Here is a 13,750-nt window from a genome sequence, read left to right as displayed (position 1 = left end):
GGCAACATCCATGAGTCAAGCCTGATTTACCAAGCATTAATCAATTCTTGGTTGCGCCCGCTTTCCTTGGTGATCAAGGCACGAGCACCATCATGATAAACCTCAAGCATCCTGAAATTCAACCGCAGGTCTTTGCCGTGTGCATAAGCATTTGATTTATCTATGATAATTTTTTGGGCGAGTAACTTGCCTCGCAAATGCGAAGAAAATGCCGCAAAAACCGCTGTCCTCGGACCCTGCCAAGGCACCTCCAGGGTTGTCTTCAAAAGTGATTGAGAACATGGCGATTTTAAACGCTGGGGTTGCATCGGTCGCTCGACCTCAGCCGTGCTTTGGGCGGCTGCGATAATTTTCCCGGTGCTTTTCTTCGCAAGTGCGGTATAAATCGTCCGGGCGGCATTTTGCGGAGAACGACATCGGGCATGGCGATGCAGGATGGCTCGTATGAAAGGCTGCGTGCCGCCGGCTGTGCCGATGAAGTCGCCTATGTGCAGGCCTGTCTGCGGCTGTTTTTCACGCCGGGCGCCAGCATCGGCGCCGATCATACAGATATGCCCGCGCCGATCTCAGCGGCCCCAGCAATCTCAGCACAGAATGTCGCCGACATCGCCAGGCTGAACAAGATCGCCGTATTCCTGCTCAAGGCTCTCCAGCGTGCGCCTGCCGACGCGGCGCCCCCGGAGTTGCTCGGCTGGCTCGACGGCTACCGGCGGCGCACCATGTCGATGAACGCCGCCTGCATCGGCGATGCGATAGCCATCGATCGCGCGCTGCGCGACAGGCAGGTCGATTTCGTCTTCCTCAAGGGACCTCTCCAGCAGCATCGGCTCTATGGCGACCATTTCATGAAGCCCTCCGGCGATGTCGACATTCTGGTCGCGCCGGCCGGTTTCGCCAAGGCCCGCGAGGCGTTGCGCGCGATCGGCTACGAGGTCGCGGGCAAGTCGCGTTCGGTCTGGTGGGTGCGCTTCCTCGGCGAGCAGCACATGGTTCGCGAAGATGGCCCGAGGGCGTCGACGGTCGACCTCCACCACCGGGTGCAGCAGCCGGGTTCGCCGAGCCCGCGTGACATCGATGGCTTCCTGCGCCGCAAGCGCGACGTCGAGGTTGCCGGCGCCGCCATGCCGATCATCTCGGCGGCCGACACCTTGCTTTTGTCCTCGATCAGCGTTGCCAAGGCCTTTTTCAATCGCGAGCCTTGCGCCGGCTACGTCTGCGACGTCAGGGCCAGCGCCAGCCGGCTGAGCGAAGCCGAGCAGCAGACGGTGCTCGACCACGCAACCGAGCAGGGCCTGGCGGACACGCTGCTTTTGGGATTGCGCGCCGCCGACGTGCTGCTTGGCGCCGCCGGCACCCTGCTTTCGGATCGCGCCGCCCGCATTCTGGCGCGCATCGACAATGCCGACCTTTTCCACATGGTCATCGCGCCATGGCTTGCGTCGCTGCGTTGGCCGCAGCGCCGCCATGTGCTGTGGGAGCTCTGCGGTCGCGAGCCCGTCCGTTACCTGGCCGAAGCCGGCTGGGCGGCGTCCGCCGACCTTAGCCGGCGTATCTTCGAGCGCCCGGTCACAGCTGTCGAACTGGTGCCGGGCGACACAATCAAAATCGTGGGCGGGGCTGCCACTCATGCAAGCGAAAGGTGAGCCCATGTCCCTGACGACGCCCGTGACGAGCCCGAGGGTCTGCGTCATCATCGCCGCCCGCAACGCCGCGCGGACGATTCCCGTCGCCATAGCTTCGGCGTTGCGCGAAGCAGAAGTTGCCGAAGTCGTGGTGGTCGACGACGCTTCCACCGACAACACCAAGGATGTGGCTTTAGCCGCCGATGACGGCAGCGGCCGGCTTGCCGTCATCCGCCTCGACGTCAATCGCGGTCCTTCTTCCGCCCGCAACGTTGCTATCCAGGCCTCCAAATCGCCCTTCATCAGCATTCTCGACGCCGATGATTTCTTCCTCGAGGGCCGCTTTCGCCGGCTATTCGCCCGCACCGACTGGGATTTCGCCGCCGACAACATCATGCTGATCCGCGACGATGCCGCGACCGACCTCGCCAGGATCGCCGCGCCGCCTTTCGCGGCCGAGCCGGAATTTCTCGATTTCGAGCGCTTCATCGACGGCAACATCTCGCGCCGCCGCGTCCAGCGCGGCGAGCTCGGCTTCCTCAAGCCTGTGATCAGCCGGGCTTTCCTCGATCGGCACGGGCTGACTTACGATGAAAAGCTGCGTCTTGGCGAAGACTACGAGCTCTATGCCCGCGCTGTCGCTTGCGGGGCGCGGTTCAAGATCATCAAATCCTGCGGCTATGGCGCGATCGTGCGCGCCGATTCGCTGAGCGGCCGCCATAGGACGCAGGATCTGAAGCGCCTTGCCGATGCCGATCTGGCATTGCTTGAGATCGACAACCTTCCGGAGCGCTCGAAAGCAGCATTGCGGCGCCACGAACGCCACGTGCGTGACAAATACCGGCTGCGCAACTTCCTTGACGTGAAAGCCGAGCGTGGCCTGGCGTCGGCCGCGGCCTATGCCTTCGCCAGCCAGTCGAACCTGATCCCGATCGTCCGCGGCGTCGCCACCGACAAACTCGACGCGCTGTTCCGCCGCACCGGGATTGCTGCAAAGCAGCAAGTGCCGCCGATGCGCTTCCTGATGGCGGCAACCAGCGTCGCAAACCGATGATCCACGCATCTTCCGGAAACCGCCGGCCCTTAAAAAATCCGCATTCCGAAAACTATGATATTGCCTAGTCGTTGCAGGAATGGCAGTCTATGTTGCAATGCAGCAATTTCGAAAGGCCGATAGGATGGCTTCGATTTTTGGCTTCAGATCCCGGGATCCGGCTCGCGACCGGCAGACCGATCTCCAGCGTTTCGACCGGCTAGCGAAGCTGTTTGACCAGATCGCGGCCGAGATCGAGACGGAGAAAACCGGGCTGGAGGGCCGTTATAAGTCGACGGCTGCCAACGCGGCCTTTCTGGTTGAGGCGATGGAGAATGGTTCGGCGTCGGCCAGCAAGGGATCGGATGTCGGCGCGATGACCAAGTCGATCCTGAACTGCGAGCGGCGCATTGCCGAGCTTGCTCGCCAGAAAGGCCTGATGAAGGAACTGCGTCATTCGCTCGAAGCGATTGTCGAGGATGGTGCCGATCGGTCTGCTCAGCAGCCCGCCGCAAGAGGCTGACGGCGCCCTCGCGGGCGTCATCGGTACGAGACGTTAGAGGAGTTAAAAAGGGAAGATCACAAGCGGCTCGCTCACGCGAACCGAGGATGACTTGGGTTGGGCGGACAACACAAGGTGAGTTTGTTATGAACGCAGATCCGAGCAACACCTCCACCATGGCGGCTTGCGAAATGTCGCATACGCCAGGGAACGGATTAATCAGCCTGCGGCTTGGCATGGTCAGCGCCCTGTTTGCGATCGCGGCGACCCTTGCCGCGAGCCAGCATCCGGCGCACGCGCAAGATGCCCAGCAGGAGGTCAAAAGCGCACCGTCCTTTGTCGACAATTTCTCGAATTTCGACCGGTCCCGCTGGTTCGTCTCGGACGGCTGGACCAATGGCGCCCATCAAAACTGCACCTGGTCGAAGGATCTTGTGCGGCTTTCCGACGGCGTGCTTTCGCTGGGCTTCGAAAAACGCAAGCTGAAGGACCGCGAGTTCGCTTGCGCCGAGATCCAGACCAAGCATCGCTACGGCTACGGCGTCTACGAGGCGCGCATGAAGACCGGAACCGGCTCAGGCCTCAACGCCGCCTTCTTCTCCTATATCGGTCCGCAGGACAAACAGCCCTGGGACGAGATCGACTTCGAGGTCCTCACCAAGGACCCGTCGAAAGTGCAGGTCAACAGCTACATCCAGGGCAAGCCGAAGAACGGCAAGCTGGTCGACGTCGAGGGCGGTGCCGACAAGGGCTTCAACGACTATGGTTTCGTCTGGGAAAAGGACCGGCTGCGCTGGTACCTCAACGGCAAGCTCGTCCATGAAGTGACCAACCCGGACGAGTTGCCGAAGCATTCGCAGAAAATCTTCTTCAGCCTCTGGGGCAGCGACAAGCTGACCAACTGGATGGGCGCTTTCGTCGATCCCGGCAGCAAGGTGACCATGGAGGTCAAGCGCGTCGCCTTCACCGCTTTGGGTCAGCCCTGCCAGTTTCCGGAATCGCTGGCATGCAGCATAAGTAACAGCAACTAGGCATGGTCCCGAACCGCAGGGCCCGCGAAAGTGGGGGCCGGTTTTTGGGATAGGATCATGCCGAACTGACTAGGCCGCGAGGCCTGGGGGACATCTGAACCGGCCGGGTCGCTTTTTGCGGCCCGGCCCTCAACAGGAACAGAACCGAATGAATTTGACGGTGTTTGGGATTGGCTATGTCGGTCTCGTGCAGGCCGCTGTGCTTGCAGAGGTCGGCCACGAGGTGGTTTGCGTCGATATCGACGAGAAGAAGGTGGAGCGGCTCAACCAGGGTTTGATCCCAATTTTCGAACCGGGCCTCGAAAGCCTCGTCAGGGAAAACCACGCCGCCGGGCGCATCCGCTTCACCACGGACGCCGCCGCGGCGGTCAAGCATGGCCAGATCCAGATGATCGCGGTCGGCACGCCACCCGGCGAGGATGGCTCGGCCGATCTGAAATATGTTCTGGCGGTCGCCGAGACCATCGGTCGCGAGATGGACAGCACCAAGATTGTCGTCGGCAAGTCGACCGTCCCGGTCGGCACCTGTGAAAAGGTCAAGGCCCGGATCGCCGAAACGCTGAAGAAGCGCGGCCGCGAGGATCTCACCTTCGACGTCGCCTCGAACCCGGAATTCCTCAAGGAAGGCTCGGCGGTCGCCGATTGCATGAAGCCGGACCGCATCATCGTCGGCACGTCCAGCGAGGACACCGAGATGGTGATGCGCGAGCTCTACGCGCCGTTCAACCGCAACCACGAGAAGATGATCGTGATGGATGTGCGCAGCGCCGAATTCACCAAATACGCCGCCAACTGCATGCTGGCGACCAAGATCAGCTTCATGAACGAGATGGCCAATCTCGCCGAGCAGCTGGGCGCCGACATCGAGGAGGTGCGCAAGGGCATCGGCAGCGATCCGCGCATCGGCTACCACTTCATCTATCCCGGCCTCGGCTATGGCGGCTCGTGCTTCCCGAAGGATGTGCGCGCGCTTATCAAGACCGCCGAGGGCGTCAAGTTCGACGCCAAGCTGCTGCGCGCCGTCGAGGAGCGCAACAATGCGCAAAAGTCGGTCCTGTTCGACAAGGTCACCCACTATTTCAAGGGCGCGCTCCGGGGCAAGACATTCGCCGTCTGGGGGCTGGCCTTCAAACCCAACACCGACGATATGCGCGAGGCGCCGGCGCGCGTCCTGATGGAGGCGCTGTGGGCGGCCGGCGCCAAGGTGCAGGCCTACGATCCCGAGGCGATGCAGGAGTGCCAGGCGATCTACGGCCTGCGCGACGACCTGCTGCTGTGCGGCACCAAGGAGGCGGCTCTGCGCGGCGCCGACGCGCTTTTGATCTGCACTGAATGGAAGAGCTTCCGCGCGCCATCCTTCGACGCGCTCAAGGACGCGCTGACCACGCCGGTCATCTTCGACGGCCGCAACCTCTACGATCCGAAGGTGATCGCGCGCTACGGTATCGAATATTTCTCGATCGGCAGGATGGCGGCATGACGATTGCTGCTCACCTCCAGAAGAACTGCCGCCGCCGCGCACGACCGCGGCGAATGGCGCATCGGCACTAGCATGAGGTCACCAATGGCTACCCAGCGGAAACCGACGGTCACCGTTATCGTCCCTACCTTCAACCGGGAAAAGTTCCTGCCCGAATCTGTCGGCAGCTTGCTGCGGCAGACTGTGGTGCCGGATCAGATTCTGATCGTGGACGATGGCTCGACGGACAACACCAGCGCGGTGGCGGCATCTTTCCCCGCGCCGGTGGAGTATTACCGCAAGGAGAATGGCGGCAAGTCGACGGCGCTGAATTTCGCCCTGAAGCGCTGCAAGGGCGATTTCGTCTGGATATTCGACGACGACGATGTCGCGCACCCGACGGCGCTTGAACGGTTTGTGACTGCCTTCGAGCGGGAGCCGACCGCCGATTTCGCGTTCGGCGAATATGCGCGTTTCCAGCAGTCAGCCCAGATCGAAGAGCAGGATTACGAGATCGTCGCCTTCGACCACGTCAACCAGGACAACTTTTTCCCATCCCACCTCGAATATTGCCACGTTCATCAGCCGGGTCTCCTGGTGCGCCGTCAATGCTACGACGACGTCGGAGGCTTCAACGAAACGCTGGTCCGGTCGCAGGACTACGAGATGATGCTGAGACTCGCGCGCCGGTTCAAGGGCGTCAGGGTCGACGGCCTGATGTTCTTCCAGCGCCAGCACGACATGGTCCGCGGCAGCACCAAGGTGGTCATTTCCTATGCCAACCGGATAAAAGCCTGGAGCTCATACGACCGGGCGATCATGGAAGAGATCTACAAGTCGGTCGATCTGCATGAGTATCTCGATCGCTCGGAGCAGGCTTTGCCGAAGACGGCGGATCTCGAGATGCAGGCGCTGCTGCAGCGTTCGAGCATCATGGCCAGGAAGGGGCTATGGCATCACGCGGCCGAAGACATCCGCCGCTACGCCTTGCTTGCCGAACGGGCCGGAAAGACCTCGCTCAGCGACAAGGAACGCGCCATCGTGCGGCGTACGTTCGAAGCCTACGACACGGGTTTGGCGTCCGCGCCCGCAGACGAATTTGTCTCGGCGGTGAAAGGATGGAAGTCCGGAGCCCTGAAGGCCGACATCGTCAGGGAGTACATGCATTCGTTCCCGCATTATCTGGCCAGGGACTTGAAGGCGGGAAAGGTGATCCCGGCATCGAAGTTGTTGCGGGAGTACTCGACGCTGTCGCTTTCCGCCTCGGTCAGCCGGTTGTGCCAGGCAATGACGTCGAAGCTTCCATCGGCGCGCAGCGCAAGCTGATGATCCCTGGGTTGCGGATGCTCGCCCACCGGACTGAATTAGGAGCCGAACGATGAAAGTCCTTTTTGCAAGCGGCAACGGATATATTCCCGAGTTCACCGGCGGCGTGCAATCCAACACCCACCATCTGGTCGAACAGCTGATCGAGCATGGCCACCAGGCGTCGGTGCTCGCCTCACTGTTCGGCGACGGCATGTTCGGCTTAAAGGCGCGCGCCAAGATGAAGCTGTTGCGGCAGCCCGCGGTTGTCGACAATTTTCCCGGCTACCCGGTCATGCGCGCCTGGTTCCCCTGGGAGGCGGCCGGCTTCGCCGTCGGGAAAGCCAGACCCGATGTCGCCGTCGTGCAATGCCACAAGTCCGTCCTGCTCGGAAAGGCGCTTCTCGCCGAACGGGTGCCGCTGGTCGTCTATCTTCACAACGTCGAATTCCATGAGCTCGCCGGCGATCCGCGCGAGCTGCATTCGGCTTTATACATCGCCAATTCGGAGTTCACGGCGCGCACCTACAAGGAAAAATTCGGCATCGATTCTATTGTTCTTCCGCCGACTATCAACGAGGCTCTCTACTGCACGCACACGACCGGCGAATTCGTCACCATGATCAATCCTTACGAGGAGAAGGGTTTCGATCTGGCGGTCAGGATTGCGGCCGCTTGCCCGGAGGTACCGTTCCTGTTCGTGGAAAGCTGGAAGCTGGACGACGACCATCGTGCCCGCGTCGAGAAGACCATCGCGCCGCTCTCCAACGTCACGCTGGAAAACCGCACCGACGACATGAAGACGGTCTATGGTCGCACCAGGATCCTGCTTGCCCCCAGCAAATGGGAGGAAGCCTGGGGCCGGGTGGCATCCGAGGCGCATTGCAGCGGCATCCCTGTCGTCGGCTCGAGGCGCGGCGGCCTGCCCGAAGCCATCGGTCCCGGCGGCGTGGTGCTCGATTACGACGCACCGCTCGCCGACTGGGTTTTGACGGTAAGGCGCCTGTGGAACGATCGCCAGGAATACGAACGGCTTTCGGCTTCGGCTCTCGCCTTCTCCAAACGCCCGGAGCTCGATCCCGCGCGGCAGTTGGTGGTGTTCCTCGATCTGCTCGAAAGAGCGGCCCGGCAGGACGCCCGCCGCGCCGCTTAGCTCGCCAAAACGAAGAGATGGATCTGGGTTGCTGCAGTGCACCAAAATGTTGCGATGCAGCAATGCCTGGACTAGTTTGTGCTTACAGGAGTCAAAGTTCATGCTGCAGGTCTTGGGCCTCGCCAGTAACATTTCCAGGCTGATGGACAGCACGCCGGTTCTTGCCGCGGCTGAAGCCCGATTGGCCGCTCGGAGCATTGGCGGATGTTCTCGACACCGCCAGGCGAAATGGTTTGGAAGGAGCCATCTGGCCAGGTTTTGGGCGAGCACATCGCGCCGATGAGGATTTGTTTCGTAGTCGACAAGTTTCCCACCTTGTCCGAGACATTCGTGCTCGACCAGATAGCCGGATGCCTTGAAAGCGGGATGGAAGTCAGCGTCGTCTGCAACGAGATGGCCTTTGGCAGGGACACCAATGTAGACGATGCACGCTGGCAGAAACTGCCCGGGGCGGTCGTTTCTTGGTGGGGCGGTCTGGATCGCTACCGCTCGTCGCTCAAGAAATGGTCCGGCAGGTTTTGGGACAAACTTTCGACCTTCATCGACCTGGCCAACGCACACAAGCTGCGAAACGTCGATGTGATCGTCGCGCATTTTGGCCACAATGGCCTGCGCGTCGCTCGCATCATGAAGCGGCGCAGGATTGCCGCCCCTCTGGTGACCATATTCCATGGCGTCGATGTCGGCAGGCCGATGCATGACAACACACTCGGCAGCTATAGGCCTGTTTTCGAAAAAGGGGCTCTCCAACTCCCTGTGAATGCGTTCTTCCGTGAGGCCCTGATCAATGCCGGTGCCGCGCAGGCGCAAGTCCTGGTTCACCATATGGGCATCCGTCCCGGCGAGATCGATTATCACTGGCGCTCTTGGCAGAAGGGTACGCTGTCTTTCATCTCGGTCTGCCGCCTGACTGAGAAAAAGGGGATTGAGTACGCGCTTCGTGCCCTCGCTCGCCTGCCGCACCGCGATTGGGTCTATTCGGTGATCGGCGGCGGAGAACTGCTGGAGGATTTGAAGCTGATCGCAACCGATCTCGGCATCGCGGAGAGAGTGACTTTCCTCGGACCGCGTCCGCATAGCGAGGTCAAGCAGCGCCTGCGTGACGCCCATGTCTTCCTCCTGCCAAGTGTCGCCGGGCGAGACGGTGATCTGGAAGGAATACCGGTTGCCCTCATGGAGGCGATGGCCGGCGGCCTGATCACTGTCAGTACCTATCATTCGGGGATTCCGGAACTGATCGAGGATCGCAAGACAGGCTTCCTCGTGCCCGAACGGGACATCGCGGCGCTTGCTGGCAAACTTACTTGGATCGCCGAGAACCCGGGCCTGTGCGAGCCGATAGCGCTTGCCGCACGAGGGAAGGTCGAGGCGGATTTCAACTCGAATGCCTTGAATGAACGCTTTGCGCAGATCGTTGCGAAGCTAGGGGAAACCGGATCCATCACATGAACGCCAATCCGCCGCCCCCGCAATTTGGACGCGTTGCTTTGCACGGCGGGCTGGTCACGGCTGGCGCGCAAGGCTTCAAGATGGTGATCCAATTCCTTTCGGTCATCATTCTTGCCCGGCTGCTTGTCCCGGAGGACTTCGGCCTGGTCGCTTCCGTTGGGCCGATCGTAGCCTTCGTCGGTTTGCTTCAGGATCTCGGTCTCCAGCAGGCGGTCATCCAGCGCAAGGAGATCGGTCAACAGCAACTCAACCAGGTCTTTTGGCTGAGCGCGGTTGTCGGCCTGTGCGCCGCGGTGGTCGTGGCTTGCCTTGCCCCCGCCATCGCCGCTTTTTACGGCGATCAGCGAATGTGGGGAATAACACTTGCTTCCGCCGTTCCGCTGCTTTTTGGCAGTCTGGCCGCCGTGCCGCTTGCTTTGATGAACCGCCATCTCCAATTCGGCCAGCTTGCGCTGAACGACACGCTCACCGCGGCTGCCGGCCTGCTCGCCACCGCAACCGCAGCCTATCTAGGGTTTGGCTATTGGTCTCTGGTTTTGGGCCCGGCCGTTTCAGCCGTCGTCGCGCTGGTTGCTGGCTGGCTGGTGACGCGCTGGACGCCGTCGCGGCCGAACCTGAAGATCGACGCCGACATATTCAGGTTCGGCGCGAACCTCACTGGCTTCAATCTCGTCAATTTTCTCGCTCGCAACCTCGACAACATTCTCATCGGAAAATATTCCGGCGCGGTCGAGCTTGGCTACTATGATCGCGCCTACAAGCTTCTGCTCTTTCCACTGCAGAACATCACCCAGCCGCTGACCCGTATCATGGTGCCGCTGCTCAGCCGCATCCATGAGGACAAGCAGCGATTTCGAGACATCTATGTAAGGACAAATTGGTTGCTGGCCGTGGTCACCATGCCCGGCATTGCGACGTTGACATTGACGTCGGAGCCAGTGGTCAGGCTTCTCTTCGGCGAGCGCTGGATGGCGGTGGCGCCGATTTTCGCCTGGCTGGGCATCGCCGGCCTGATGCAGTCCGTGTCGAGCACCACGGGCTGGATATTCATCTGTCAGGGCAAGACGAAGACGATGTTTCATTGGGGCATCTATTCGTCGTTGACGACCGTCGTCTCCTTCATCGTCGGCCTGCATTGGGGGGCCATAGGCGTTGCGGCTGCCTATGCCATCAGCGGTTACGTGCTACGCATCCCGGTGCTCGCTGCCTTGATCCAACGTGTCGGTCCGGTCACGGCCGGTGATTTCCTTGCCATACAGGGGCTTTTCCTCTTCTCGTCCCTGCTCGCCTGGTTCTCGTACCGGTCGCTGCCGACGTCGCTGACCAGCCAGTCGGACCTGCTCGCCGTCATTGTGGCGCTTGCCCTAAACTACGGTTTCGCCGTGGCCCTGATGCTTGCCGTTCCGCAGTCGCGCAAGGCTTTGTTCGCCATGCTTGCCAACGTGGCGCGCAACATTCGGTGAGCGGTCGGCTATCAAGGGCGACAACGGCTTGGCCGCCGACATTGCCGATGCATGCTGTTCCAGCACGGCCTGAAGGCTTGCTCGGCGATAGAGGTCGAGGTTGCCGGCGAATCTGCCGAGCTTTTCGGCCGCTTCCGGTGGTGTCACGGTATCGATGTCGAGGAGGAGGTCGGCGACGCCGATGTGATTGGCGACTTCCTTGGTTTTGAATTCATAGGCGATCGGCAGGACCGGCGTACCAACGCAAAGCGACATGATCATCATGTGCATGCGGGTAGCGACGACGAAGTCGCAACCCTTTACCAGCGCCATCAGTTGGTCGGGCGTATGAAACGAGGCGTCGACACTGACATGCTTGGCGATCTCCGGATCGAGTTCGGCCACGATCGCCCGCGCTGTCTTGGCGTCGTCATGGGCATATTCCGGCACGCCCTGGCAGGTTGAAACGAAGGTCACCTCTTTGGCGTGGTCCCTGACAAGAATGGTAGCGATCTCGCGGATCGAATCGAGATAGCGGCGCATGCCGTCTTCACCGTCGCTGACAAAGCTCCAGTGGCGGACGGAGATAGCGACGCGGCCCGTCGGCGTCGGTGCGCTGTCGAGGTGTTTTTTGATCCTGTCGGTATCGGCCAGGGCAAAGACGGCATCGGCGACCACATGGCATTTGCCCGGATCCTTCACCAGATCCAGCATGTGATTTCTGGATCGCTCGTCGCGCAGCAGGATGAGCGGACTCCGATCAAAGATCGGACCGAGCTCCCGGCGATTGTAACTTTTCTTGAATGGGCCGAGTGATTGCGTGAAGAAGATGGGATCCTTGCCCAGGATAGCATCGACGCGGAATTGATTGAGGCGCTTTTCAAGATCGTAGTTTTCGACGAGGTAAGTTCCGCCTGTCGTCACGACAAGGTCGGCGCTTGCGTAGGCATCAAGGCCGCGGCGGTCGCTCTGGTTGAGAAAAAAGCTGCTGGCGGCACCGTTTTGGGCGAAGCGACGCAAGGCGCGCAAGACCGCCCAATTGTAGATCGACTTGAGCCGGCCCTTTATCCCGCCGCCGTGATTGTACCTGAACAGGGATTCCGACAGCAGCTTGTGAAATTCCAGATCGGGGTAATCCTTCTTCGGGTAGAGCCGGGCCGCGACTTCGGGCTGACTGTCGAAAACGAAGAACTGCACGTCGTCGCCGGCGATCGATTTGAGAATATGGCGTATAGCCAAAAGGATCGCGGCATCGCCAGTGTTCAGACACACTGTGTTTTCGACCACGACTTTCATGGGCTAACCTCGTTTCGCGTCCGTGGCCAGGCCAACGGCGGTTAAGACGGCACTTTGCCGAGATGCTGCCACGCGATCCGCATCACGATTTGGCAGGTTGCGCCAGACCGGAAGCCAATGCGGAATCCGGATCAATGCCAGGCAGGCTGAAAGTAGCGGATCATTTTTGCAGTGCAACAAAAAATGTGCGGCCATTTGCTACGCCGCACCAAAATTGTTGCGATGCAGCAAAAGCTGTACTAGCATCCCCGATGGGTGGGCCCAACAGCGGGCGAGTTTCATGCTGCATGTCTTGTACCTTGTGCATGACGTATCCGATCCGGCGGTGCGCCGGAGGGTCCAGATGCTCAAGGCAGGCGGCGCCAGGGTCACCTTGGCGGGCTTCCGCCGCACCACCAGTCCGGTCGCCGAGATCGAGGGTATCGAGCCTGTCGACCTTGGTGCGACGCGCGACGGCCGATTCGCGCAGCGCCTGGGTGCGGTCGCCAAGGCGGCCGTGTCGATCGGTGCGAAACTGGGCGCCGTGCCCAGGCCCGATCTCATCATCGCGCGCAACCTCGAGATGCTGGCACTGGCGCGCCGCGCCAATGGCGCGCTCGGCGCGAACGTGCCGATCGTCTATGAATGCCTCGATATCCATCGCCTGGTGCTGCGCGACGATTTTGTCGGCAGGACGCTGCGTGGCGCCGAGCGTCGTCTCGCCCGCGACGTGAAGCTCCTGGTGACGAGTTCACCTGCCTTCATCGCCAATTATTTCGAGCCGTTCGGGCAGATCGACGCACCTGTCGAGCTGATCGAGAACAAATATTTCGAGGCAGCATCCGTTGTCGCCACGCATTCTTTCGAGGACGACAGCCCCGCGCCGCCCTGGCGCATCGGCTGGTTCGGCGCGCTGCGCTGCCGCCGCTCGCTGGAGCTGTTGGCCGATTTCACCCGCCGGCAGGCGGGGCGTTTCGAGGTCGTGCTCAGAGGCCGCCCGGCGCTGTCCGAATTTCCGGACTTTCACGGGTTCGTCGAGGCCGAGCCGTGGCTTTCGTTCGGCGGGCCTTACCGCAATCCGGAGGACATGGCGGCCATCTACGGGCAAGTGCATTTCTCCTGGGCGATCGATTTCTTCGAGGCTGGCCAGAATTCCGAATGGTTGCTCCCCAACCGGCTCTATGAGGGTTGCCGCTTCGGCACCGTGCCGATCTCGATGGCGGACACCGAAACCGGCCGTTTCCTGAAGCAGCAGGACATCGGCGTGCTTCTGTCCGAAGCGACGCCCGAAGGCGTCGAGGCGATGCTTGGCCGGATGGACCAGGACGGATATCGCGGTCTGAAGTCGCGCGTATTGGCCCGCAATCCGCGGACCTGGAGCTACGACCGCAGCGACTGCGCGGCCTTCGTCGACAGGCTGCGCGGCCTTGCCGCCGTGCCTGCAACCTTTGCGGCGGAGGCGGCGGCGTGATGGCGCAG

General features: G+C 61.3%; 12 protein-coding genes. 10 read left to right on the top strand and 2 right to left on the bottom strand.

What is annotated here, in order from left to right:
* Nucleotides 1-26: 26 nt before the first annotated feature.
* On the bottom strand, nucleotides 27-308 hold the full coding sequence (locus tag YU3_RS40495; protein WP_156913438.1) for a hypothetical protein: 282 nt from the start codon (nucleotides 306-308) through the stop codon (nucleotides 27-29).
* A 114-nt stretch (nucleotides 309-422) separates the two neighbouring features.
* On the opposite strand from YU3_RS40495, the gene YU3_RS36335 reads away from it, so the two are divergent.
* The 9 genes from YU3_RS36335 to YU3_RS0110020 all read left to right on the top strand — a co-directional run bounded on the left by YU3_RS36335 (nucleotide 423) and on the right by YU3_RS0110020 (nucleotide 11,017).
* Entirely contained in the window at nucleotides 423-1,643 is a 1,221-nt protein-coding gene (locus YU3_RS36335; RefSeq protein ID WP_084508024.1) for a nucleotidyltransferase family protein, read from the top strand.
* A gap of 4 nt (nucleotides 1,644-1,647) precedes the next feature.
* Entirely contained in the window at nucleotides 1,648-2,676 is a 1,029-nt protein-coding gene (locus YU3_RS0110055; protein WP_036258248.1) for a glycosyltransferase family 2 protein, read from the top strand.
* Nucleotides 2,677-2,800: 124 nt separating this feature from the next.
* Nucleotides 2,801-3,178, top strand: coding sequence for a hypothetical protein (locus YU3_RS0110050; protein ID WP_027166114.1), 378 nt, complete (start codon nucleotides 2,801-2,803; stop codon nucleotides 3,176-3,178).
* 125 nt (nucleotides 3,179-3,303) lie between these two features.
* A complete protein-coding gene (locus YU3_RS0110045; protein ID WP_027166113.1) occupies nucleotides 3,304-4,188 on the top strand; it encodes a family 16 glycosylhydrolase in 885 nt (294 codons plus the stop codon).
* Nucleotides 4,189-4,336: 148 nt separating this feature from the next.
* Nucleotides 4,337-5,668 (top strand): UDP-glucose/GDP-mannose dehydrogenase family protein, encoded by a 1,332-nt coding sequence (locus YU3_RS0110040; protein WP_027166112.1) that lies wholly within the window; start codon nucleotides 4,337-4,339, stop codon nucleotides 5,666-5,668.
* 84 nt (nucleotides 5,669-5,752) lie between these two features.
* Nucleotides 5,753-6,973, top strand: coding sequence for a glycosyltransferase family A protein (locus YU3_RS0110035; protein WP_027166111.1), 1,221 nt, complete (start codon nucleotides 5,753-5,755; stop codon nucleotides 6,971-6,973).
* 52 nt (nucleotides 6,974-7,025) lie between these two features.
* Entirely contained in the window at nucleotides 7,026-8,105 is a 1,080-nt protein-coding gene (locus YU3_RS0110030) for a glycosyltransferase (RefSeq protein WP_027166110.1), read from the top strand.
* A gap of 204 nt (nucleotides 8,106-8,309) precedes the next feature.
* Nucleotides 8,310-9,554 carry a glycosyltransferase gene (locus tag YU3_RS0110025; protein WP_245273470.1) on the top strand — a complete coding sequence of 415 codons (1,245 nt, stop codon included), beginning with the start codon at nucleotides 8,310-8,312 and terminating at the stop codon, nucleotides 9,552-9,554.
* Nucleotides 9,551-11,017 carry a lipopolysaccharide biosynthesis protein gene (locus YU3_RS0110020; protein WP_027166108.1) on the top strand — a complete coding sequence of 489 codons (1,467 nt, stop codon included), beginning with the start codon at nucleotides 9,551-9,553 and terminating at the stop codon, nucleotides 11,015-11,017. Before YU3_RS0110025 ends, YU3_RS0110020 begins: the two co-directional genes overlap by 4 nt.
* Here the strand turns inward: YU3_RS0110020 and YU3_RS0110015 are convergent.
* Complete coding sequence (locus YU3_RS0110015) at nucleotides 10,919-12,292, bottom strand: polysaccharide pyruvyl transferase family protein (protein ID WP_027166107.1); 1,374 nt, start codon at nucleotides 12,290-12,292, stop codon at nucleotides 10,919-10,921. The two genes, YU3_RS0110020 and YU3_RS0110015, sit on opposite strands and share 99 nt — an antisense overlap.
* 280 nt (nucleotides 12,293-12,572) lie before the next feature.
* Between YU3_RS0110015 and YU3_RS0110010 the strand changes: the two genes are divergently transcribed.
* Complete coding sequence (locus tag YU3_RS0110010) at nucleotides 12,573-13,742, top strand: glycosyltransferase (RefSeq protein ID WP_027166106.1); 1,170 nt, start codon at nucleotides 12,573-12,575, stop codon at nucleotides 13,740-13,742.
* Nucleotides 13,743-13,750: the final 8 nt, after the last annotated feature.

Source organism: Mesorhizobium sp. WSM3224 (genome assembly GCF_000427725.1).
GTDB lineage: Bacteria > Pseudomonadota > Alphaproteobacteria > Rhizobiales > Rhizobiaceae > Mesorhizobium.
Note: the sequence above shows the minus strand (reverse complement) of the source record. Positions and strands in the feature narration are given on the sequence as shown.